This is a genomic window from Bacillus sp. J41TS8 (genome assembly GCF_018333035.1).
Classification (GTDB): Bacteria; Bacillota; Bacilli; order Bacillales; family Bacillaceae; genus Bacillus; species Bacillus paralicheniformis.
This window is the reverse complement of the sequence record NZ_BORF01000023.1, coordinates 20434-42685: the sequence shown is the minus strand read 5'-3', so window position 1 is coordinate 42685 and position 22252 is coordinate 20434. Positions and strand designations below refer to the sequence as shown.

Below are 22252 nucleotides of genomic sequence, written 5' to 3'. Positions count from 1 at the left end.
TTAATATCTCCCTAAGCAACTGTTGAGTTTCCTCGTTTTGTTTGCGATTTATCTTGTTTTCCTTTATCAGTACGATCAAGTAATATAGAAATAAAATGATAGCGGAAAGGATAAGCTAATTAGGCAGCAGCACACTTAACATTTTATATGGAAACCTCCTCTTAAAAGATGCCAGTCAAACGATATGAACACCTTTTTTCCATTGAATATCTGAACCCCCTTTTTGCTTGAGTGAACAGTTGCACTTTAATAACTTGTTTACATAAAACAACTTCCTCAAGCGCCGCTTACTGATCACGTCAATTTTTAAAATGGAGTTTTTTATTTCTTCAAATTTTGACAAAAACAGGGCAAGTCTTGTTGAAACCTGCGCTTTCCCGAGAAATAATTGTGCGAGTCAAACCAATTTTTCATTTCTGTTTGCCTTTTCTGTAGATCAGCCATCCGGCCAGAATGATCAAAAGGCCTGATGCGTCATAGGCAAGGTCGAATAAGAGGCGGTTCGGGCTTAGCGGGTTGACGTGGTGAATCTGAAGAAGATGATGATTGATGATGCCCTCGAGGAAATTAAACCAGCCCGCTCCCAGCAAAGAGGCTCCCCAAAAGATGTGTTGCGGCCGGCTGCTGCTCAAGTCACCTCTGTTCCACAACAGGATCCCGCCGATAAAAAGAATGACGAGCGAAAACAGATGGAACAGTCCGTCGCTCATAATTTGGTGAGAGCGGTCTGTGTCCATGTACACGCTGTGCCATTGAAGTAATTGGTGAAAAACAATGCCATCGATCATGGCGATGATACCCACACCGAACAGAAAAGGTCCCCAAAACGCTTTTTTGTTTTTCATATGATTTGTCCTCCTTTACTTGCTAATCTGTTATGTACCCGCCGGCTTAAAAGATCAAACCGGTTATGTTTACATTCTCTCCTGAAAGCGATTATCCTCTTTTTACCATATGAGTATTTAAAAAGCTGATCCGAAAAGGTGTCTTCATTCCTTTCAGATCAGCTTTTTTATTTATGAAAGGCGTGAAGCCCGCACACGATTTGTTTCCATTTCATTAATGGTAAGTGTCTCAGGGTCAATCACGACACCGTAATCTTGCAATGCTGATTCAATGCTGACAAACTCGTTGAAGACGTCGTCCAGCACCTTTTCGGGTTCACGTTCCAGCGGATTTCCCCAGCCTCCGCCGCCTGCACGGTAAAATTGGATGATGCCGCCCGCAGGCATTTTGACTTCAAAAGCCGTTTCCTCGATCTCTTTGGCTTCGTCTGTTCCATACCCGACGATCACCTTGTTGCTTGGTGCATCGCCAGCTCCGCAGAAGCCTTTTGTTGTATTTCGGACCCCTGCCATCATGACGCTTGTGCGGCTTTCCTTTAAGTGCTGGATCTGAACATCCAACCCGGGGGTGCCTCTCCATCGGCCTGCTCCCGTAAAATCGCTCGTATATTCATGCTTTAATACACGGCTCGGGTATTGAACTTCAGTCATTTCAATAGATGGCAGAATAACTCCTGTCATAACAGGCGGATAAAGCCCCCATCCGTCCGTTTCGTATGCAGCCCCCGCACCGCCGGTATAGCCGTAAAAATTCAGGTTCACCCACGGCTTCCCATCGTCGTATTTTCCGTGGGAATAAGCGAGAGGAAGCTTATGGGCGTTCACTCCGACGCGTTTTGGCGCACATTGGGAAATGGCCTGGAGAACAGCCTCGGCTATTTCTGCTCCTACGCACGCAGTTGCGTGTCCGCACGGTGCCGGCAGCTGCGGGTTCACAACTGTTCCTACAGGTGCAGTTACTGTTACCGGATTCATATATCCTTCATTGATCGGAATATCCTCATCACAGCAAGTCGAAATACCGACAAAAGCAAATGAAGTCGTATTTGAAAGCGGGCTGTTGATGAAGCCCTTTACTTGCGGAGAGGAGCCGGTAAAGTCAATGTGAAGATCGCTGCCTTTGACGGTCACCGTTGCGCGAACCTTAATATCGCGGTTGCCTTGAAAGTCGTGGTCAGCAAATGTTTCACCGACATAGGTGCCGTCCGGCCAGCTGGTGATTTCATCGCGAACCCTGTTTTCTGTATATTGAATCCGGTTGTCAATGGCCGTAATCACCTTCTCGGCGCCATACTTATCCAGCATCGTTTGGATTCGGGAGGCAGCGACCTTGCATGCCCCGATCATCGCGTTTAAGTCGCCTTCAAGCCAATGGGAAAGCCTGTTGTTTGCAACAATTAAATCGAATACATCCCTGCGCTTTTCTCCCCGCTCATAAATTTTTAATGGCGGAATCCGCAGCCCGTCATGCCAAATGTCTTTTGAGCGCGGATTGTACCCTCCGGCAACCGGCCCTCCATTATCGGCCATATGGCTTCGGACAGCAGGAAGCAGGATCGGCTTGCGATTATAAAAAACCGGCATGACGATCGTCCAGTCAAGGCTGTGCGAGCCTCCATGATACGGATCATTCACCAGGAGAATATCTCCGGGATGAAGATCGTACCGAAAAGCGTCCAATAAATGGTCAACTGCGCCTACTACCGCATAAAGGTGCAGCGTACAGCCCGGGGCTTGCGCGACAAGGCGCGATTTTTTGCCAGAAAGGTCAAAGACGCCCGTCGTAAAATCGTGTGCTTCGTTAAACAATGGTGAACGGGCCGTTCTCGTAACAGTGGCGCTCATTTCCCTGGCAACCGCATCAAGGGAACCGCCGACCACCTGTGATAGAATAAAGTCCTGATTAATCATAGCAGCTCCTCCTTTTGAGAGTACGTAAAGACGAGGAGCTCGCCTTTTTTCACATGTTGGTTTACCGTGCTTTCATAAAAGATTTCGTCACGATCTCCCGTTCTTGACAGAGACCCGTATTCTCCCCTTTCACTAAAAGGCAGAAGAAGGTTGAAATAAATATCGTCCTCCTGGTTAAGCAGAGACACTTTCATTTCCTCCCCATTGTCCGTCCACTCCCGGGAAACCATTTTAAAACCGTGGTAAAGCTCCAATTCCTCTGCAGAGACAAGCATCCGTTGACCAAATAAAGCAGGCGGCCCGAAGCCTTTTGAAGCTGATGGATACCCGGGCGCCAAAACGATTGATTTCGTTTCTGCTTCCGCGCCAAGCTCCGGATAAAAAACGGCCTGCGGACCTGTCCCGTAAATCGGCGGAAATTCTTCATTCGTGCTTTGTCCGTTTTGAATGGCTTTATATACCGCTTCAGCGATGAAATGGCCGGTAATGCTTGGAGCTAATGCTGTCGCTGCAGGAAATCCCGGATCCAAAATCGTACCCAGCCTCGTCTTCGTTTGAAAAGGTTGAAGCGTTCCTTCATTGATCGGTATTTCATCGGCAATTCTCGCCAGGAACGGCCAAACGGCAAACGCCTTCGTTAAAGCGGCAGGCGAATTAACCGGCTTTACGGATTGCGCCGATGATCTGCTCAAATCGATTTCAACCGCATCGTCCTTCTTTGAAATTTGCACATGAATTGTACTCTTGCTTCCTTCGGAAACTTCAAACTCCTGGACAGCGCTCATTTCTGTTTCAGGCAGATAAGAGACATGGTGCTCAACCCTTTTGCGGCTGTATTCAAACATGCTGTCGATCGATTCGGTCACTGTTTTCTGGCCGTAGCTGCCAAGAAACGTTTTCAATTGCTGTTTGGCGCCATGCAAACATGTATACATGGCTTCCAAATCCGCTTTAAAAGAAGCGGGCACCCGGCTGTTTGATAATAAGAAACGAAGAATATCGGTCTGTAGAACGCCTTGCTTATAAAGCTTAACAGGTGTAATTCTGATATTTTCCTGCCATACTTCAAATGCATCGGGATGGAATCCGCCCGGATACTCGCCGGCCAAATCGATCATCTGAGCGCGGACAGCGGGGAAGAGTACGAGCTCCCCTTCAAGAAATAACGGCGCCGCCATGGTGAGCGACTGTCCTTTCGTTCCGCCGCTGTATGGATCTGCGACGAGCAACACATCTCCATCTGCGATATCAAATGAAAAATAGTCGAACAGATTTTCCACGCTTTCTTTTAATGCGAACAAATGTTCAGGCTCATATTGATGTTGAACCGCGATTTTCAGCTCATTCGTAAAAATCGCTGTAGCAAATGCCCGGTCTTGCGAAAGCAAAGGGGAACGGGAGATTCGCTGCAAATTATCCCCGATTTCTCTGCCGATCGATTGCAGCTTGCTATAAAGAATTTGAGCTTGGATCATGCATTTCCACCTCTAGTCGTCTGCTGAGAGTGCTTTACTTCAATGACACAGTTGCGGTAAGAATCGATTAGAGCCTCATGTCCCGGATAAACAACAATGGTCGTACCCCATTGCTCAATGATGGCCGGACCGACAATCAAGTTGCCCGGCTCAAGCATTGATCCGTTGAAAATAGGCGTCCTCGTCGGTTCGATGTCAAAATACATATCGCGTTCACCTGTTTTCGCTTTTGAAGGGTCCTCCTGCTCAAACGGCTCCTCTTTAAGCTTTAACGGCTCTCTGACGCCAACCAGGTCAAGGCGGAGATTTAAAATTTCAATGTCGTGCTCGGGATCTTTATGGACAAACATTCTTTCATGAAGGTCATGGAAATCTGCCGCCGTTGCTTCAAGATTCAATTCTGTAATCCTCCGCGTCCTCGATTTTACCGGTACGGTTACTTCATGGACTTCCCCGGCGTAGCGCATATCGATAAAGCGGCGGGTTTCATATTGATTGGTGACCGACTGGCCTCCAAGTTTTTCGCGGGCCGTCTGTTCCATCTTTTCAAAATCGGCATTCATCGCTTGCAGGTCAACGTTTTTCAGACTTTCAAAGCGCGTCCTGAGCTCCGTTACTTTAAGGTTTGCTGCCACATCGCCGAGCGCACAGAAGACCGGGGCAAGGGACGGAACAATAACGGTTTTAATGCCGAGGTCTTCCGCCTGCTTGCCTGCATGGATGGCTCCGGCGCCGCCGACAGCCATTAGGGCGAAATTCCTTGGATCATGACCCCGTTGTGTCGTCACAAAGTGGACTGCATTTGACATATCGCTATTGACGATTTGTGAGATTGCAAGAGCGGCTTCCACTGTCGATATTCCGAGCGGTTCGGCAATTCGTGTGCGGATCGCCTTTTCAGCCAGTGAACGGTCAAGCTTCATTTCTCCGCCTAGAAAGTTATCTGGGTTAATATAGCCTAAGAAAACATTCACGTCCGTAACTGTCGGTTCTTCTCCGCCTCTTCCGTAGCAGGCCGGCCCCGGATTGGAGCCTGCGCTTCGCGGGCCGACTTGTAAAGCTCCGCCGCTGTCAATCCAGGCGATGCTTCCGCCGCCGGAGCCGATCGTGTGAATATCCATCATCGGCAAGGCAACCCGGTATCTGCTGATCCAGTTCTCAGTCGTGATCGCCGGATTTAACTTTTCGATAACCGAGACATCGTAGCTTGTTCCACCCATGTCTACGGTAATGACGTTCTCGTAGCCCGATTTTTCTCCGATAAAGGAAGCAGCCGTCACTCCTCCGGCTGGACCTGAGAGAAGGCCTCCTGCGGCAAATTTTCCGCTTTGAATGACATTTTGGACCCCGCCGTTAGATTGCATGACAAACAGTTCTCCGGCAAATCCGTCTTCGCGAAGCCGTTCGTCAAGATGGTTCAAGTAGCTTTGCATGGAAGGGCCGGTAAACGCGTTGACAATGGTCGTGCTCACCCGTTCAAATTCCCGAATCTGCGGCAGCACTTCATACGATAACGATACAAACATGCCGGGAGCTTCCTCTTGAATAATCTCTTTAACGCGGACTTCGTGCGATGGATTCATGAAGCTGAACAGAAAGCATACAGCAATCGCCTCGATCCCCTCTTGGATAAACCCTCGGACTGCCCGGCGGACGGCTTCTTCATCAAGCTCAGTTACGACATTTCCTGTATGATCCAGTCGTTCAGGAATCCCCACACGATATCTTCTTGGGACAATTTGATAAGGTGCTTCCAAGCGCGGAGAAAACACGCTTTCTTTGTACGCGCGGCGGAATTCGATTTCGTCCCGAAAGCCTTCCGTTGTGAGAAGCCCCACCTTTGCTCCGTTATATTCCAGCAAAGCGTTAGTGGCAACTGTTGTTCCATGGACCACTAATGGACTATTGGCTAACAGGTCCTTTACGTCTATTCCGATGATTTCAGCCATTTTTTTAATTCCGTTCATGACACCATCAGACTGATCAGGGGTTGAAGGCGTCTTCGTCGAAACCATTTTCCCTCCCTTGTTGACAGCCACTAAATCTGTAAACGTCCCGCCGACATCAATTCCAAATACCCATTGGTTTTTTTCATTCATCATTGAAAACCTTTCCTCCTTATCCGCTTAAAAACCAGACGATTCCTCTGTCGCTTCTCCGATTTCGTAACGGAGATTTAATTTTGTGAAAATAAATGTAAAAACGATATAAATCAAAAATGCAAGTACAGTAGAGTTAATCGGTCCGATGCCGAATGTTACCTTTGAAGCGGTAAAACCCCCGATGATCACCGAAAGAATCGCCGCAACATTCAGCTTCGAATAAGTTGTTCCAGCCCCGAATCGATATTGTTTTTTCTTGATGACAGGTGCTGTGATCCAATGATCTGCGATCATCACGCCTGCGATCGGCGGAACATACAAACCTAAAAATGTTAAGAATGGCACAAACATATTCTGGACACCTAATAATGCAATCATGATGCCGATCACGCCCATGATCGCCACAAGTGCTTTCTTAGGAATATTCACAACATTGCGAAGCCCCAGAGATCCGGTATACAAATTGTTATCATTCGTCGTCCACTGTGCAAAAACGATGATGAAAAATGCCAAAAATCCAAGTCCGAGCTTGCTCATCGCGGCAGGAATATTCGGTGTTGACCCGATATCCGGAACATTCGCAGCAATGGCCATTGCCGCTCCTGCAACAAGACAGAAAACACCTCCAAGGAAATAACCGACAGACGCACCTATTCCTCCTGAAACCGCTCCTTTTGCATATCTCGTCACATCAGGAAAAACAACCGCACCCAATGCAGCATTTCCAACTACGATTGTAATTCCGCCAAATATCGTCATAGGGTCCCCTGTCGGATGAAACGTCAGCAAGTTATGCCAGCTTCCAGAATAATTGACAGCACTCACAATGCCCCATATAGAAAAGATGACGACTAAAGGTACAGCGATAAAGCTTAAAGCGGCAAGTCCGCGATATCCTATAAAAGCGGTAAGGATCATTAAAATACCGCCCCAAACGATGGCGACTTCAGGCTTCGCAAGCCAAACACCCGGAAACATTTCAGAAATGGTCGTGCCGAAAAAAGCAACCTGCCAGCCAAACCAGCCGATTCCCAGCGTCAGCGCCAAGACGATTCCAAAAAGGCCCGATCCGTAGCGTCCAAAAGCCTGACGGGCAAGAACGGTTGTCGATATTCCGTATTTTGCACCCATTACACCTTGAAAAAAGCCATAGACCGCAAGAATCAGCATACCTAAGACGGCAGCCAAAACGGCGTGCGCAAAATTCAATCCCTGGATCAGCGCTCCTCCAGTCACAATCGTCGACAATGAGATAATCCAGGCACAGCTTGTAATCGTAATGTTAAAAATCGATTTTCTCTTATTTTCAGGCACTGATGTAACAGCAAAATCATCAGCATTTGTATAGGAAGGTTTTTTACTGTTGTTTTCCATTTTCATGCTCCTTCGTTTCATCATGTAGGTTGTTACACCATATTCGTATCAATCGTTACCCCTCGTTTTAACGTATTGCCGATTGTACATGCCCTTTCAGCAGAGGTGATTAATTTCTTTTTATAGTCGGTCGGAAGATGCTCGGGCAATTTGACGCTAACCGTACATTTTTCAACACGAGACGGGCCATCGGGCGCTTTAGCGGCGGAAACAGAAACTGAAAATTCATCCTCCTGCACTTCTATGCCGTCCCTTTCAAACATCCTTTGCAAAGAAATGGTGATACACATCCCTAATGAAGCTTCCAACAGCTCAATCGGCGAAAGGCCGTCTGAATTCGGAGTGAAAGACCCCTTGGCCTGCATACCGGCTTCATGAAAAATCCCAAACTCTCCATTTGTTTTTTGGATAATAGACAAATTTAATTCCTCCTTTGGCCAATCAGCCCGAAAAATTCAAAATGAACCAATTCTTCAGTCATTTCATCAACTGAAAACTTAGGGACATAATTCAGATCATGCTTTGGTCCAAACAGCCATTTTGATAGTGTGCCCAACACAAGACTTGTTAACATGGTGGCCTGCAGATCAGTATTATGGGAGGAATTTAGCATGCCAAGCTCTGTAGCCCTTTGGATGTTCTTTTTAAATGCTTGTTCAACACTGATCAGCGCCTCTTCGATTGCCTCCCTGATTTCCGGATCGGCGCCTTGTCCCTTGACTAATAAAAACGTCATTAAGTTTCGGTTCTCCTGTGCAAACGTAAAAATTCTTTTCATAAGGGCTGTCGTGGATTGGATCATATCATCTGTAAGAGCAAACGTCTGCCTGTAGCCTTGATGAATGGCTGCAAGAAGGTTTTCTTTCCCCTTGTCTATGATTTCCTTGGCGATTTCTTCTTTGCTTTTGAAGTGCCAGTAAAAAGTTCCCTGTGCAACGCCAGCCTGTTTTACGATGTCTGATATTTTTGTCGCATGATATCCTTTCGTAGCAAAAATCTCAAGCGCGATATGTAGCAATTCCTCTCTTGTATCCGTATTTCCCAAGTGTTTTCCTCCTTACCCTGAATCTCGATTGACAAGTCAGTCAGTTTTAGGGCCGTTATTCCTATTGGATTTGTAAGAATAATCTTATACAATGTTCTTTTCCTAGTCAAGTTGATAACCTTTCCATTTTTCGCGCAATTACAAAATATGAGCAAAGCAAAACCTCTATTTCATTCTTTCATCCCTCTCACGGCCACTGGATCAAACGGCTTTTGGTTTATTTTTTCAAGAGATTTACAGTTTCATCGACTAATTCTAATAACGTTTTTTTATGATGTGATGATGAAACTTTTTGACAATCTAATTCCCGCAGCCTGGAATAAATGTCTTTCCGCTCATTTTGGAGTTCGCGTATGGCTTGTATCTCGGCATTGTTCAGTTGTTCCAGTCTTAATCGGAGCGCCTCTCTTTCGTTGAACACGTTCCCACCCCCTAACAAAATATTACTTGTAGTTTATAGGACTTTTTTCAGTTTAACAATTCTTCTTTCTTAAAAATTTGCGTGTTCGATTTGGATGAGCGGGATTTTGCGAGATTTCAATTCACTTTTTATGGTAAAATATTTATGATATGTAAAAATGAAGGAGGGTTTTTCATGAAAAGACTATTAGCTTGTACAGTATTGACATTCTTATTGGCTTTAAATTTCAATGTGCAGAATGCAATGGCAAAGATCACAAAAGAACAGACAAAAGTGAGCTTTACAATGACTGAGGATACCATAGGTTTTTTTATGGCGGATAGCAATAATCCAAATTATTATCCCACTTGGCCTTACTACAGATTTACGATATTTAATGCGGAAGGATGCACTCTCAACATTAAATTGCAGAGGATCACAATAAGCAATAGATATTTTACATTAAGCGAAAAAGAGTTTACTGGAAATCACTTCGACTTCAGTGCCACTGACAAAGTAGCAGGAACACCGAATCGAAACCATTACTTAGAAATCACTAAGGTGTCTGACGGCTGTGGAGATGTCAAAATTAAAGGATTTTACGGCTTTGAACACGAGGAACCGGACTGGAATGAACTAAAGCACTAAGAAACATAAGAGGACTCATGTTGAGTCCTCTTTGGCTTTTTTTAAGGCCTTCAAGCGCCGCTACATCACCTTGTTGAATCTCAGCATCTTCTTAAAACATGATTTTCAAAAAAGAAAAACATGATATAGATACAAAGCTGCAAATTTTGAATTCTTTTCATCAATCAGCACTTGCATCATGAACTCCTTTTCGCCAAAATACAAAGTGTCCCTCAAAAACAGCAAGACTTTCAGCTTTGAAATAATCGTTCCAATTACCGCAAAAAGGAGTTTTTAAAAATATGATCATTTTAATACTTATAGCCGGGATTTTGGCCGGAATGGCCATTCCTGTTCAAACCTCAATTAATTCACGGCTAGGCATGAAGATCGGGTCTCCTTACGGGGCGGCGGCCATATCTTTTTTTGCCGGTACGCTTATCCTGGTCATTGTCGCCTTAGTGACAGAGCGCCATTTTTTGTCTATCATCGGACTTCTCCCTTCCATCCCCTTGTGGATCCTCATTGGAGGCGGATGTTTAGGCGTTTTTTATTTAACTTCAAATATTTTGTTGCTTCCGCGTCTTGGATCAGCACTGACAGTTGTCGTCACTTTGCTTGGACAGATGGTGATGGCTCTGGCCATCGATCACTTCGGATGGTTTCATATTCCCGTTCATGAATTAAACTTTCCTAGAATCATCGGCATTTTGTTCATCATCTCCGGGGTTTTCATTATCAAAAAATATTAATAGCAAGGGAGTTCATCAACGATGAAAAACAACACTATGAACGTTTTTCTTTACATGATGCTCGGGCTTTTTGCCGGAATGGCATCACCGATTCAAACATCTATTAATTCAGAGCTGAGAAATGCTCTCCAATCACCTTTTATCGCTTCACTTATTTCGTTTTTGGTTGGAATGGTCATTCTTCTCTTTCTTACGTCGATCATTGAACATCGGCGGTTATTTCATTTAAACAATTTACATACAGCAAAAACCTTTATCACGGGCAGCCCTTGGTGGCTCTGGACTGGTGGAATACTTGGCGTCATCTTTATCACATCCAATATTTTGCTTTTGCCGATTGTCGGAGCGTCACTTACTGTTGTTTTGGCTTTAAGCGGCCAAATGATCATCGCCCTCATCATCGATCATTTTGGCTGGTTCGGAACCCCCAAACACCGCTTAAATGTGCAGCGCATGCTGGGAATTGTCCTGATGATCACGGGAATTATCATCATTCAGCATTTTTGATGCCAGTCATTTTTGCACCTTCTACCTTTAAAATGAATAAAAGGGCGGTGTCCGCCCTTTATTTACAGCAAGTTAGTTTACATAAAACATTTACAGTAAACCGATTTTAAGCAAATAAAAAAAGCCATTTTATTCAAATGACTTAAGTGAAGTGCTGCAATTGCCGTATGCAAGTAAGAAAGTTTTAAACCACACTCCTCAAAGTGGGTGTCTGCAGAAACGTTCCTGTCGTCCTTTCGAGGAAGGCATGACATTCCGGTTCCGATATAAAACTCCCTATTACAGCTTAAAGGTTAAAACTTAATTATCATTACGTACAATGCAGCGTAATTGAATTATATGATAAAAACATTAAAAATGCAACCTCTTGCCTGAAGAGAATATGACGCTCTATAATAAGTTGAATATTTACAAAATTCTGCAATATTGTGGCGTTCGTACAACCCTTCATGTCCATCTGTTCATAGACTGTCTATTGAGGTGATGTCTTGTGGTAAAAATTTTTATCGATCCCGGCCATGGCGGGTCTGATACAGGTGCTTCAGCTAATGGTTTGCAAGAAAAACAGTTAACATTGCAAACCGCCTTGGCTTTAAGAAACATGCTGCTGAATGAATATCAAAATGTTTCAGTCCTGTTGAGCAGGACAAGCGACCAAACCGTCAGTCTGACGCAACGCACGAACGCCGCGAACAGCTGGGGAGCGGACTACTTTCTATCGATTCACATGAATGCCGGGGGCGGGACAGGTTTCGAGGATTACATTTATCCCGGCGTCGGCGCACCTACCACCACCTATCGGGATATCATGCATGAAGAGATTTTAAAAGTTGTCGATTTCAGGGATCGCGGCAAGAAAACGGCCAATTTTCATGTTCTTAGAGAAACAGCCATGCCCGCACTCCTTACGGAAAATGGCTTTGTAGACAATACAAGCGACGCCGAGAAACTGAAGTCTTCCGCGTTTATTCAATCCATTGCCAGAGGCCACGCCAACGGACTCGCAAGGGCATTTAACCTTTCCAAAAACGCAGCAGCTCTCTATAAAGTGCAGATCGGCGCTTTCAGGACCAAAGCCAATGCCGATTCGCTTGCCGCTCAAGCGGAAGCGAAAGGGTTTGATGCCCTTGTGATTTACAGGGACAGCCTTTACAAAGTGCAAATTGGCGCTTTTTCTTCAAAAGAAAATGCCGAAGCGCTCGTTCAGCAAGCCAAAAACGCCGGATTTGACGCTTTCATTTACCAGGAATAGGGACAATCATCAAGAAAAGCCCGCGATCTGTCTCGTATAGATCGCAGGCTTTTTTTATGCTTTTGCAGCTTTACTTTGAATCGCCGGCTTTTGCGTTTGATTCGATGCATGGCTGTTCAACACCATTCCGATAATCACAAGTGCCATGCCGCTCCATGAGATGGCACCAGGAAGCGGACTTGAAAGAAGCAAAATTTCACCAGCGGCAGCAAACAGCACTTCAAACGATTGTGTGGCCTCGACAGCCCCTAATTTTCGCATATCCCCTTTTACAAGATCGGTTGCGGCAAAGAACAGCACAGTTGCGCATATTCCGGAAAAGACAGCCACCAAACCTGACTGAATGACTTGTCCCCGGCTGGGCGCACCCGCCGATGCCAGCCCGTACAGTGAGAGGATCAGCCAAAACGGAAGGCTTGCCAACGTCATCCCCAATACCCGCTGATAAGCATCAAGGCGCCCGGCGCATGCTTCCATCATTTTTCTGTTCCCAAGCGGATATGCAAATGAAGCCAACATAACCGGCACGACGCACAGCAGCATCTCATGCAAAGAAAGCTGTGCCGCATGCTCAGCCTGCATCAGCGCCACCCCGATTAAAATGATCAACGACATCGCCAGCCCTTTACAGGGAATTTTGCCCCTCATCTGTACGGGACCTGTTTTTGTTTGGATGGTTTCGTAAAAAAGCGGCGCCAAAAGGGAGCCGGAAATAATCGTGATTTGCCATGTTCCTGCAATCAGCCAGCCCGGCCCGTAAGCCGCCGCAAAACAGAGCGGCGCATAAAAGAGGCCGAAGCCGACGATGCTCCATCTCAGCCAAATGCCCGGTGCTTTTTTGATTTCCTGAAAAAGTTCTTTTACGTTCCCCCTCAGCCAAACAATGACAAATAAAAGAGGCGCCATAAAGATAAATCTTAGCGATGCGCTCCAGATCCAGCTTCCCCCTTCAAGCTCCATCGCCCTGTTTAAAACGAATGTAAAAGCAAAAAAGAAGGCTGCAAAAACGCCCAGTATAATCGGCCTCACAATCCCCTCACTCCTTTTCCTGATGTCCGGCCAATCGGTCTCCAAGACTGAGCCAGTTTTCCTCGGCAAGCTTGATGGCCGCATTCCGATCCCCCTGTCTGCAGGCATCGATGATGTTCTGATGCTGTTCGACAGATTTCAAGCTGCCGATCGAGGAAAACTGCGACATCTCAAGGCGGTAAATTTTTGAAGAAATTCTCTCCAATGCCCGGGTAATTTCCGGGTTTTTTGATGCTTGTAAAAACACCTCATGAAAAGCAGCATCCGATTCGATTGCTTCGATAATGTCTTCTTTTTGAATCGCTTGCTGCAACGTTTGATTATGCGCCTCCAGTTGATCAAGGTCTGAATCCGTTAAAAAAGGAAACGACAGCTTGACAGCCAGCGCATGCAGTGCTGCAGTGACTGTAAAAGCATGTTCAGCTTCCTCGCGATTTAACGGTGCTACACGTGTTGCTGAACCCGGAACAGTTTCAACAAGTCCTTCATCTTCCAGGCGTTTGAGCGCCTCCCTGACAGGTGTGCGGCTGATGCCAAACTGCTCTGCAAGCTCCTGATCATGCAAGCGCTCCCCCGGCTTTAGTTCCAAATGTACGATGGTGCGCTTCAGCGTTTGATACACTTCTTCCCGAAGCGAAATTCGTTTGATTCGTTTAATGTTATTTTTCATCATAAAACCAATATATCGGATTTTGGTTTTATGCACAACCAAATTTTTTATCTAACCCCTTTCTCTTTAGCGGCGTATTTTCTTTTCGCCTGGCAATCTTTGCAGATGCCGTACAGTTCCAATCGGTGATGTGTCACTTTAAATCCGGTCAGCCGTGCCGCAATGTCTTTTACTTTCTCCAGTTGCGGACAATGAAAATCGACGATTTTCCCGCATACTTCGCATATGACATGATCATGTTCCTCTAGAGCCAGATCAAAACGAAGCGGATCGGTAAACCCCATTTCTTTTATAAGGCCCTCTTGTTTAAAATAGCGGATGGTGTTGTATATCGTCGCTGTACTGACGGCAGGATATATCTCCCTCAATGATTGTTGAATTTCAGCTATTGTAGGGTGGTTCCTGTTGGCTAAAAAATAATGGTAGATGGCCAGCCGCTGCGGCGTCATTCGAATGCCTTTCCGTTTAAGCTGCGCCATCGCTTCCTGCTTTACATTCGTTTCGTTTTCCATACCTCTTTCGTCACTGCCCCTTTTTTCCCTTGAATCTTCCGATATTCTTTGCCTGGCTGCCTTAGAAACGGAGTGCTTTAGATGTGATGTTCATTTAATAAACGTTCTCCTTGATCCGATCGAGCGCCTGCCAAGGCATCAGGGCACAGTTATGGCGGGCCCGTAACGGATGGACGCCAATCAGGGAAACGGCATCTCCCAGCAGATCCTCTGCCGGTTCTTCTCCTTTTCTGATCATATTTTCCATCGCTTCACGCATTAGCCCGGCTTCTTTTAACGTCTTTCCTTTTATCAGTTCAGTCATGATTGATGAGGAAGCCATGCTGATGCTGCACCCATCTCCGATAAAAGCTGCGTCTTCGATCTTTTCATTTTTAATGTCGATAAACAAAGTCATCACATCACCGCATGTTGGATTTTTGTAATGGACGTAATACGCGCTGTGTTTATCGATTTTTCGAAAATTTCGCCTGTATCTTGCATGATCCATAATGACGGACCGATACAGCTCTTCCAGTTTCGGCATGAAATGATGCTCCTTCCCTTTTAAACAGTTGTATTTTGGTTGAAAGAACAAACGGATTTAGTTATACTTCCGTTATTAAATCGTAATCATTACGATTTAATAATAACCGATCAAGAAGCTCACCGCAAATGAAAAGACACAATGAAACTGCCTCTTCTAATAAAGAGACAGATCGGTCAAACGCAAAGGGGGAAGATTTATTATGAAGGAGCCAGACCGCATTCAACTCGATTCTTTTCAAATGACAATTTTATCTGATGGAGCATTTCGAGTTTCAAGGGATTTCTTTTTGGCGGGAGGAGACCCTCATGAAGCAGAACATTATCCTGAAGAATTTGAAGTAGCGCTGAACTTTATCTGCCTGGAAACGAACGAAAAACGGATACTGATTGATACGGGATTTGGCGAAACAGGCGGACAAGAAAGCGGGCACTTGATTCATCACCTGACACAGGCGGGAATTATGCCTGACTCCATAGACTATGTCATTTTGTCACACAGTCATTTAGATCATACGGGAGGTCTTCTGAATAACGGGAAACCCGCTTTTCCAAACGCTGTTCATCTGATCAGTGAAGCAGAATGGCTGTACGCAAAACAAACGCCGGCTTCTAAACAGTTTCGCATTCTCTCCACTGTCCGGCCGCTTCTGAAGCTGCTGACAGAAGATACCGAACTGCTTCCCGGACTGAAGCTGATCCATACGCCCGGACATACGCCTGGACACTTGACTATTGAATTACAGACAAAAGACGGGGTCTGTCAGATCATCAATGACGCATTTCACATTCCCGAAAGCATCTCCAATCCAAAGCTGCGGGTTTCGCTTGAGCATGACCCTAAAGAGGGAGAAAAGACAAGAAGACTGCTGGCCCGGCAGGCTTATAACGGACAGGTCCTGCTCCACGGGTGTCATTTCCCCTACCCTGGTTTCGGGTTAATCGAAAAGCAGGGCTCACTTTTTCAATGGAAACCGGTCCAATACGAAAAGAAAACTCGCTGAATCAGCGAGTTTTCCCATTTAAACTAAGATATCAACGACAAACTGTGACCAAGATTCAAGTCTGTCATAGACGCTTTTATCTTTCAGATCACTGGCTTTCATCCACCGGCCGGCAATCTGCTCCTTTTCTTTAACTTCAACGTGTGCGCCCGGTTTTAATTCAAGCGCTGAAAGGATTCCGATATGTACTTTTCCGACGCTGTTTTCATCATCATTAATCAGTCCGAGCGTCACCATTTTTTCTTTATCTGATTCCTCAATCAGAAGCTCTTCATCAAGTTCACGGTCTGTGTTTAACTTCAGAATACCGGAAAAATCAAGCCCTTCGGCAAAGTTCATGTGGCCGCCGAAGCCGAGTGACAGCTTGTTGTGAAGCCGCGCTTCCCCTCCGCCTTCGAGCCGCTCGTATACAAATATTTCGTCTTCTCTTTTGATGACAACATAAGGGATCGGCTGTTTAAACGCAGGATCTTCTTCGGCGTCTCCCCTTCTCATTTCACTAAAGTGCTGTTCAATATGCGCCATGATCTTCCCGACCTTCTCACCGTCGCTGTTGACGCCTTGGAAGGTCAGCGTTTCATTTGCAAATACGTTTTCCCGCGGGACCACGAGAATGATTTCATCCATTTTTCCCATTGTATCCGTTTCCTCCTCAAAGTGAAAAGAGCAGATTCGTTCTGCTCTCATTTTGCCGTGTATCTATAACTGAAAGGCGGGGCTTGGGCGCGGATGCGCCCTTTTAGCCCGGCCGGCTTACTTATCGTCAAAGTAAAAATCGTCGTCTCTTATCGGTTCAACTGTTGCTTTTTTGTAGCCGTTCCCTTTCATTGAGAAGAAGTCGTGTGACTTTGTTTTCGTATTCAACCCGTTCAACACGATCGGATTGATCTCTTCTTCTTCAAAATAAGCTTCAAAGCCAAGGTTCATCAGCGCTTTGTTGGCATTATAGCGGATGAACTTCTTCACGTCGTGTGAAAGGCCGACCTGGTCGTACAGATCTTCTGTATATTCAAGCTCATTTTCATAAAGCTCTTTTAATAGATCAATGGCAAACGCGTACAGCTCTTCTTTTTTCTCAGGTGTCTGCTGATTGTAAATTTCCTGAGCGAGCAGGCCGACATAGACGCCGTGAATCGCTTCGTCCCGCAAGATCAGGTTGATGATTTCGCCGCTTTGCATCAGCTTGCCCTGTCCGTAAAAATAAAGCGGGTAGTAGAAGCCGCTGTAGAACAGGAAGCTTTCTAAATAAACGGATGCGACCATCGCTTTAAACAGCGAAATTTTATCGCCCTGGCGGATTTTCTCATAGAGTCCGACAATGACCTGAGCTTTTTTCTGCAAATATTTGTTTTGTTTAACCCATTCAAAGACTTCGTTGATCGTCTCTGTCGGGGCAAGCGTCATGAAAATGTTTGAATAGGACTTGGCGTGGACCGCGTTTTCCATCATCGCCATGAAGTTCAGCACCGCTTTGCGCTGATGCCCTTCCACATGCTCAGCGACAAGGGGCATTCCCGTGTTCCCCTGCTCTGTATCGAGAAGCGTCAGCCCCGCGAGCACCTTCATGTATGTGTCCTGTTCATTTTTACCCAAGTACTTCCATGTCAGAAGATCTCCATTAAGCGCAATCTCTTCCGGAAGCCAAAATTGCTTCACATTTTGGTTGTAAAACATTTGGGTAAAATCATCTTCATGCTTTGACCAGTTTGCTGCATCATAAATTTTCGTCACTTTCGCATACTCTCCTTTAATCAAACGACACAAGAAAGGCAGCCTTCTTGCCCTGTATCCTTCGTTCTTGCATAGTAAAGTGTTTTGATTCCTTTATGGTGGGCATAAAGATCGATCCGGTTCAGATCGCGTGTCGTCATTGTATCTTTCAGGAACAATGTAAAGCTTATGCCTTGGTCAACGTGCTGCTGAATCGTCGAGATCATGTCGACAACTCTGAACATGTCCATATCATACGCTTCTTTATAGTAGAACCAGTTGCTCGGCGCAAGTCCAGGCATCGGATAATACGTCTTGGAGTTGCCGTAAGTTCTTTCTTCAATCCGCTCCATGATCGGCATGACTGATGCCGTGCTTGACTGTACATATGAAATGGACCCGGTCGGTGCGATGCACAGCCTGTAGCTGTGGTACAATCCGTGTTCTTTGACAAACTGTTTCAGCTGTTCCCAGTCTTCTTTTGTCGGGATGTGCATGCCTTCAAAAAGCTTGGCCACTTTTTCGAATTTAGGCGAGAAATCTTGTGTAACATACTTTTCGAAGTATTCACCCGTTGCGTAAGCCGAACCTTCGTAGTTATGGTACGTCTCACCTTTTTCTTTGGCGATTTCGGCAGACCGTTCAATCGAGTAAAAGTTCATCATCATAAAGAAAGTGTTCGCGAAGTCCCTCGCTTCCTCACTTTCGTAGGCGATATTGTTCTGTGCCAGGAATCCGTGCAGGTTCATCGCTCCAAGGCCGATGGATTTCATCGCTTTGTTCGCTTTTTTGACCGCCGGTGCGTTCGTGATGTTCGTCGTTTCAGAAACGTGCGTCAGCGAATCGGTTGCAAGCTTAACCGTCTGCTCAAGCGATTTGTTTTTCATGACGTTCAATATGTTCAATGAACCAAGGTTGCAGGAGATGTCAAGGCCGATCTCATCTTCTTGACCGTAGTCTGTGTATGAAGAAACCTGTGAAGCCTGAAGCACCTCTGAGCAAAGGTTGGAAAATTTAACCTTGGAAATATGATTGTTCGCATGCGCGTTGTTGACATTGTCCCGGAACATAATGTACGGATATCCTGATTCCGATCTTAACATCGCAAGCTTTTCGAGCATCTTGCGCGGGTGGATTTTTTCTTTTTTGACGCGCGGATCTTCCACAAGCCGGTCGTACATCTCGTTCATGTCCATTTCATCGAGGTGCTCGCCGTACGCTTTATAAACGGTGTGCGGATAGAATACGTATGCCGCTTTATCCTCTCTTGCAAGCTCGATGAATTTATCTGGAATGACGACTCCGATGGACAATGTTTTCACCCGGACATCCTCATCAGCGGAAATCTTCTTCGTATCAAGGAAATCGTTGATGTCGCGGTGGAAAATGTTTAAGTATGCAGCCCCTGAGCCTTGTCTTTGTCCCATCTGATCAGCGTAACGGAATGCGTTGTCAAGAAGCTTCATCACGCCGACAACGCCTTTTGTCGCGTTTTCGACGTCTTTGATCGCTTCGCCTTTCGCACGCAGTTTTGAAAGGTTCAACGATACGCCTCCGCCTAGCTTTGACAGCTGCATTGAAATATCAATCGCTCTCGAGATGTCGTTCAAGGAATCATTGACTTCCAAGAGGAAGCAGCTGACCAGCTCTCCGCGGCGTTTGCGGCCGGCATTTAAGAACGTCGGCGTGCTCGGCTGATACTCCTGGTTGATCATCATTCTGACGAATTCCTTCGCCTTCTCCTTATCCCCGTTTGCAAAAAATAAAGCTACGATAGAGATTCTGTCTTCATAGCGTTCAAGAATTTTTTTCTTGTCGTTTGTCTTCAGCGCATAGTCATTGTAAAACTTAAAAGCGCTCATAAAGGACGGGAATCTGAATTTTTTAGCGTAAGCCTCTTTGAACACTTCCTTGATTTCTTCGAACGTGTAGCGGCTTAAAAACTCTTCTTCATAGTAGTCATTCTTGATTAAGTAATCGATTTTCTCTTTCAGATCATGGAAAAATACCGTATTTTGGTTGATATAGTCTACAAAATAACTATGTACAGCTTCTTTATCTTTATCAAACTGGAATTTCCCGTCTTTTTGGATCATGATCTCATTGTTTAACTGGATCCATTTTGGCACTTGATTTTGTGACAATTCTTTCTACCTCCTGAGTAAACAGTTCAACGTCTTTGGCCGTCCCGCTGAGCTCAAATTTGCCGAGAATCGGAACCTGATACTGCTTCGAGATTTTTTCTGCGCTTTTCGCAAAATTGTCTCCCCACACTCTGTTTCCGCTTGCCGCAACTCCCAAAAGAAGATGGGCGTTTTTCTCAAGAAACATCTCAGTCGTTTTCGGAACTTCCCCAAACCCTGTCGTGTACGTGATCAAAACAAACGGTTCGTCTAGATACTCCTCTGTGCTGACTTTCCGTTTATTGCGAAAAGGCGTCTTATCCACAAAGCGCTGAACGTTTCCCGTTTTTGAATCAAATACGATCTGAATCATCATTATCACGACCTAGTAAAATTGTTTCCGAGTCTTTCAACTCGAACCTTACACAATATATAGTATACTATCATTCAAGAAAACACAATATATTGTGCTCAGGTTGATGAAAGTTCACAATTTGCTTCAGCTTAGGAGGCCTAAGGCCAAAGAAATATGAGTAGAATGAGAGCCGTTCGCTCATCCTACTCACAAACCGAAATCTATCATAACACGAAAAAAATTGAGTTAGTAGACTAGACTTTTTCGCTTATTTTTTGTAAGTGTCACAGCACTTGTTCTCGCATACCTCTTTAATATCGGCTTCGATGCCGAGTTCCTTAAGAACCGACTGAACAGCCGTCATGATCGACGCTTCCCTGACAAGTTCTTTTCCGTTGACGAGAATACTTGTGCCGTATTCATAGCAGGAATCATCTTCACACGTCTCTTCCCAATGGTTGATGACGATCTTAGGTTTCATTGTTCGCTCATTCCTTTTCATTTTCAAACTGAATTGATGTAAACACTACTTAGTTTAGCGATTAGATGCCGCTTTGTAAATTTGAATGCCTCGGTCTTTCACAGGACGTGATGACGGCGGCGTTTTAGACAGGATGTCCGGCAATTGGCCGCCGTTCCTTTTATTCCCAGACTCCTGCTCGGCAGGACCGGCAACGGCCGCAGTTGATTGTAAAGTCGCCTCGAAAACGACAAAATCCCAAAACAGTAAACAGTAAACTGTTTCAGGATTTTGTCAGGCAATCTGAAAAGACCATGCCAGGCATGGTCTTTTAGCCGTAAATCGCTATTCGAGTTCGAGTTGAACGTTTTTTTGCGGTGCAAATGTGGAAATGGCATGTTTGTATATAAGCTGCTGCTTTCCTTCCGATTCAATCAACACTGTAAAGTTGTCAAATCCTTTTACTTGTCCGCGCAGCTGAAATCCATTCAGTAAAAAGACCGTGACAAATGTACTTTCTTTCCGAATCTGATTCAAAAACTGATCTTGAATATTTATCGATTTCATGTTTCTGGTCCTCCTTGTTTCTCTATACCATACTGTTTCGATTAAAGTTCGAGCTTTCCTGCTATGTAAGTGAAAATTTCCTGTTTTTTCTGCTCGATATTGACAGGGGGCGTCATGTCATACCAGGCGACATCCATTTGATTTCTGAACCATGTCAGCTGTCTTTTGGCGTAGCGTCTCGAATTCCGCTTCAACGTCTCAACCGCCTCTTCCAAGGACGCTCTGCCTTCAAGGTGCGCATAAAGCTCTTTGTACCCGATGGCCTGAACAGACTGGCAATTTCTTATGTTTTCATCATAAAGCTGTTTCACTTCATTCAGCAGCCCCTCATCCATCATCTGGTCTACGCGGCTGTTGATCCTGTCATACAGCACTTCCCGCTCCATCGTCAAACCGATGAGAGCCGTGGTGTATAAAAGCTCTTTCCGCTGTCCTTCAATATGTTCAGACATCGTTTTTCCTGTCGTATGGAAAATTTCAAGCGCCCTGATGACCCTTCGTTTATTGTTTGGATGTATGGCTTTTGCCGCTCCGGGATCGCGCTCTTTCAATAGACAGTGAACATATTCGGCTCCTCTCTTGTCAGAGAGCGCCTCCATCTCCGCTCGGAACTCAGGGTCGCCCGCTTCCTCTGTGAATGAATAGTCGTAAAGGACAGACTGGATATAGAGCCCTGTCCCCCCCACAATCATCGGAAGCTTCCCTCGCCTGCCAATCTCTGCGATTTTTTGTCTGACGATCTCCTGATATTCAGCAACCGAGAAAGATTCCGTCGGTTCTTTAATATCGATCAAGTGATGCGGAACCCCGTTCATTTCTTCTTCTTTAATTTTTGCTGTGCCGATATCCATTCTTTTGTAAATCTGCATCGAATCTCCGCTGATAATTTCCGCATTCAAATGCTCGGCCAGCATCACGCTTAATTTTGTTTTACCGACAGCGGTCGGTCCGATCAAAACGATGACCGGCGGTTTCGTTTTATTCACTGCTGATCACTCTCTTTAAAC

General features: G+C 45.4%; 23 protein-coding genes, 1 other RNA gene and 1 pseudogene. 5 read left to right on the top strand and 20 right to left on the bottom strand.

Annotated features, from left to right (window positions below):
- Positions 1–410: 410 nt before the first annotated feature.
- From KI350_RS21965 to KI350_RS23500, 8 genes and pseudogenes are all read right to left on the bottom strand, one after another.
- Complete coding sequence (locus tag KI350_RS21965; protein WP_020451523.1) at positions 411–845, bottom strand: DUF2243 domain-containing protein; 435 nt, start codon at positions 843–845, stop codon at positions 411–413.
- A gap of 171 nt (positions 846–1016) precedes the next feature.
- Entirely contained in the window at positions 1017–2756 is a 1740-nt protein-coding gene (locus KI350_RS21960; RefSeq protein ID WP_023857639.1) for a hydantoinase B/oxoprolinase family protein, read from the bottom strand.
- Positions 2753–4231, bottom strand: coding sequence for a hydantoinase B/oxoprolinase family protein (locus tag KI350_RS21955; protein WP_025811503.1), 1479 nt, complete (start codon positions 4229–4231; stop codon positions 2753–2755). Before KI350_RS21955 ends, KI350_RS21960 begins: the two co-directional genes overlap by 4 nt.
- Entirely contained in the window at positions 4228–6333 is a 2106-nt protein-coding gene (locus KI350_RS21950; RefSeq protein ID WP_025811501.1) for a hydantoinase/oxoprolinase family protein, read from the bottom strand. The genes KI350_RS21955 and KI350_RS21950 overlap by 4 nt, the downstream gene beginning before the upstream one ends.
- A gap of 24 nt (positions 6334–6357) precedes the next feature.
- Complete coding sequence (locus KI350_RS21945; protein WP_023857642.1) at positions 6358–7707, bottom strand: cytosine permease; 1350 nt, start codon at positions 7705–7707, stop codon at positions 6358–6360.
- A 32-nt stretch (positions 7708–7739) separates the two neighbouring features.
- Positions 7740–8126 (bottom strand): OsmC family protein, encoded by a 387-nt coding sequence (locus KI350_RS21940; RefSeq protein WP_020451518.1) that lies wholly within the window; start codon positions 8124–8126, stop codon positions 7740–7742.
- Between the two features lie 2 nt (positions 8127–8128).
- A complete protein-coding gene (locus KI350_RS21935) occupies positions 8129–8752 on the bottom strand; it encodes a TetR/AcrR family transcriptional regulator (protein ID WP_025811499.1) in 624 nt (207 codons plus the stop codon).
- A 298-nt stretch (positions 8753–9050) separates the two neighbouring features.
- Positions 9051–9173, bottom strand: a pseudogene (locus tag KI350_RS23500) (hypothetical protein); the annotation flags it as partial.
- Positions 9174–9347: 174 nt separating this feature from the next.
- On the opposite strand from KI350_RS23500, the gene KI350_RS21925 reads away from it, so the two are divergent.
- From KI350_RS21925 to KI350_RS21915, 3 genes are all read left to right on the top strand, one after another.
- Complete coding sequence (locus tag KI350_RS21925; protein WP_059231935.1) at positions 9348–9800, top strand: hypothetical protein; 453 nt, start codon at positions 9348–9350, stop codon at positions 9798–9800.
- 281 nt (positions 9801–10081) lie between these two features.
- On the top strand, positions 10082–10531 hold the full coding sequence (locus tag KI350_RS21920) for a DMT family transporter (protein WP_023857645.1): 450 nt from the start codon (positions 10082–10084) through the stop codon (positions 10529–10531).
- A gap of 21 nt (positions 10532–10552) precedes the next feature.
- Positions 10553–11038 (top strand): DMT family transporter, encoded by a 486-nt coding sequence (locus tag KI350_RS21915; protein ID WP_020451514.1) that lies wholly within the window; start codon positions 10553–10555, stop codon positions 11036–11038.
- A 147-nt stretch (positions 11039–11185) separates the two neighbouring features.
- On the opposite strand, the gene ssrS is transcribed toward KI350_RS21915, so the two are convergent.
- A non-coding RNA gene (gene ssrS / locus KI350_RS21910) (6S RNA) lies at positions 11186–11369 on the bottom strand.
- A gap of 159 nt (positions 11370–11528) precedes the next feature.
- Between ssrS and KI350_RS21905 the strand changes: the two genes are divergently transcribed.
- Positions 11529–12290: an N-acetylmuramoyl-L-alanine amidase gene (locus tag KI350_RS21905; RefSeq protein ID WP_023857646.1), complete on the top strand. Its 762-nt coding sequence runs from the start codon at positions 11529–11531 to the stop codon at positions 12288–12290.
- Positions 12291–12344: 54 nt separating this feature from the next.
- On the opposite strand, the gene KI350_RS21900 is transcribed toward KI350_RS21905, so the two are convergent.
- The 4 genes from KI350_RS21900 to sufU form a co-directional block, all read right to left on the bottom strand.
- Positions 12345–13319 (bottom strand): DMT family transporter, encoded by a 975-nt coding sequence (locus KI350_RS21900; RefSeq protein ID WP_023857647.1) that lies wholly within the window; start codon positions 13317–13319, stop codon positions 12345–12347.
- A 7-nt stretch (positions 13320–13326) separates the two neighbouring features.
- On the bottom strand, positions 13327–13992 hold the full coding sequence (locus tag KI350_RS21895) for a GntR family transcriptional regulator (protein WP_026579697.1): 666 nt from the start codon (positions 13990–13992) through the stop codon (positions 13327–13329).
- A 44-nt stretch (positions 13993–14036) separates the two neighbouring features.
- Positions 14037–14501 (bottom strand): Fur family transcriptional regulator, encoded by a 465-nt coding sequence (locus KI350_RS21890; RefSeq protein ID WP_026579698.1) that lies wholly within the window; start codon positions 14499–14501, stop codon positions 14037–14039.
- 94 nt (positions 14502–14595) lie between these two features.
- Positions 14596–15027 (bottom strand): Fe-S cluster assembly sulfur transfer protein SufU, encoded by a 432-nt coding sequence (gene sufU, locus KI350_RS21885; protein WP_020451508.1) that lies wholly within the window; start codon positions 15025–15027, stop codon positions 14596–14598.
- A 202-nt stretch (positions 15028–15229) separates the two neighbouring features.
- Here sufU and KI350_RS21880 point away from each other — a divergent pair, with 202 nt between their 5' ends.
- On the top strand, positions 15230–16030 hold the full coding sequence (locus KI350_RS21880) for an MBL fold metallo-hydrolase (RefSeq protein WP_020451507.1): 801 nt from the start codon (positions 15230–15232) through the stop codon (positions 16028–16030).
- 18 nt (positions 16031–16048) lie between these two features.
- Here KI350_RS21880 and KI350_RS21875 read toward each other — a convergent pair whose 3' ends face one another.
- The 7 genes from KI350_RS21875 to miaA form a co-directional block, all read right to left on the bottom strand.
- Entirely contained in the window at positions 16049–16666 is a 618-nt protein-coding gene (locus tag KI350_RS21875; protein WP_020451506.1) for a hypothetical protein, read from the bottom strand.
- Between the two features lie 117 nt (positions 16667–16783).
- Positions 16784–17761, bottom strand: a complete 978-nt coding sequence (nrdF, locus tag KI350_RS21870) for a class 1b ribonucleoside-diphosphate reductase subunit beta (RefSeq protein WP_020451505.1) — start codon at positions 17759–17761, stop codon at positions 16784–16786.
- Between the two features lie 20 nt (positions 17762–17781).
- Positions 17782–19884 (bottom strand): class 1b ribonucleoside-diphosphate reductase subunit alpha, encoded by a 2103-nt coding sequence (gene nrdE / locus KI350_RS21865; RefSeq protein ID WP_059231938.1) that lies wholly within the window; start codon positions 19882–19884, stop codon positions 17782–17784.
- Positions 19841–20236 (bottom strand): class Ib ribonucleoside-diphosphate reductase assembly flavoprotein NrdI, encoded by a 396-nt coding sequence (gene nrdI, locus KI350_RS21860; protein ID WP_020451503.1) that lies wholly within the window; start codon positions 20234–20236, stop codon positions 19841–19843. Before nrdI ends, nrdE begins: the two co-directional genes overlap by 44 nt.
- Positions 20237–20486: 250 nt before the next feature.
- On the bottom strand, positions 20487–20699 hold the full coding sequence (locus KI350_RS21855) for a hypothetical protein (RefSeq protein WP_020451502.1): 213 nt from the start codon (positions 20697–20699) through the stop codon (positions 20487–20489).
- Between the two features lie 324 nt (positions 20700–21023).
- Entirely contained in the window at positions 21024–21245 is a 222-nt protein-coding gene (hfq, locus tag KI350_RS21850; protein WP_020451500.1) for an RNA chaperone Hfq, read from the bottom strand.
- Between the two features lie 41 nt (positions 21246–21286).
- Positions 21287–22231 carry a tRNA (adenosine(37)-N6)-dimethylallyltransferase MiaA gene (miaA, locus tag KI350_RS21845; protein ID WP_026579701.1) on the bottom strand — a complete coding sequence of 315 codons (945 nt, stop codon included), beginning with the start codon at positions 22229–22231 and terminating at the stop codon, positions 21287–21289.
- Positions 22232–22252 lie beyond the last annotated feature (21 nt).

Excerpts from the sequence above, each read along its gene's own strand:
- KI350_RS21965 (WP_020451523.1), bottom strand. The coding sequence starts at position 845 with ATGAAAAACAAAAAAGCGTTTTGGGGACCTTTTCTGTTCGGTGTGGGT.
- KI350_RS21960 (WP_023857639.1), bottom strand. The coding sequence starts at position 2,756 with ATGATTAATCAGGACTTTATTCTATCACAGGTGGTCGGCGGTTCCCTT.
- KI350_RS21955 (WP_025811503.1), bottom strand. The coding sequence starts at position 4,231 with ATGATCCAAGCTCAAATTCTTTATAGCAAGCTGCAATCGATCGGCAGA.
- KI350_RS21950 (WP_025811501.1), bottom strand. The coding sequence starts at position 6,333 with ATGATGAATGAAAAAAACCAATGGGTATTTGGAATTGATGTCGGCGGG.
- KI350_RS21945 (WP_023857642.1), bottom strand. The coding sequence starts at position 7,707 with ATGGAAAACAACAGTAAAAAACCTTCCTATACAAATGCTGATGATTTT.
- KI350_RS21925 (WP_059231935.1), top strand. The coding sequence starts at position 9,348 with ATGAAAAGACTATTAGCTTGTACAGTATTGACATTCTTATTGGCTTTA.
- KI350_RS21920 (WP_023857645.1), top strand. The coding sequence starts at position 10,082 with ATGATCATTTTAATACTTATAGCCGGGATTTTGGCCGGAATGGCCATT.
- KI350_RS21915 (WP_020451514.1), top strand. The coding sequence starts at position 10,553 with ATGAAAAACAACACTATGAACGTTTTTCTTTACATGATGCTCGGGCTT.
- KI350_RS21895 (WP_026579697.1), bottom strand. The coding sequence starts at position 13,992 with ATGATGAAAAATAACATTAAACGAATCAAACGAATTTCGCTTCGGGAA.
- KI350_RS21890 (WP_026579698.1), bottom strand. The coding sequence starts at position 14,501 with ATGGAAAACGAAACGAATGTAAAGCAGGAAGCGATGGCGCAGCTTAAA.
- sufU (WP_020451508.1), bottom strand. The coding sequence starts at position 15,027 with ATGCCGAAACTGGAAGAGCTGTATCGGTCCGTCATTATGGATCATGCA.
- KI350_RS21880 (WP_020451507.1), top strand. The coding sequence starts at position 15,230 with ATGAAGGAGCCAGACCGCATTCAACTCGATTCTTTTCAAATGACAATT.
- KI350_RS21875 (WP_020451506.1), bottom strand. The coding sequence starts at position 16,666 with ATGGGAAAAATGGATGAAATCATTCTCGTGGTCCCGCGGGAAAACGTA.
- nrdI (WP_020451503.1), bottom strand. The coding sequence starts at position 20,236 with ATGATTCAGATCGTATTTGATTCAAAAACGGGAAACGTTCAGCGCTTT.
- KI350_RS21855 (WP_020451502.1), bottom strand. The coding sequence starts at position 20,699 with ATGAAACCTAAGATCGTCATCAACCATTGGGAAGAGACGTGTGAAGAT.
- hfq (WP_020451500.1), bottom strand. The coding sequence starts at position 21,245 with ATGAAATCGATAAATATTCAAGATCAGTTTTTGAATCAGATTCGGAAA.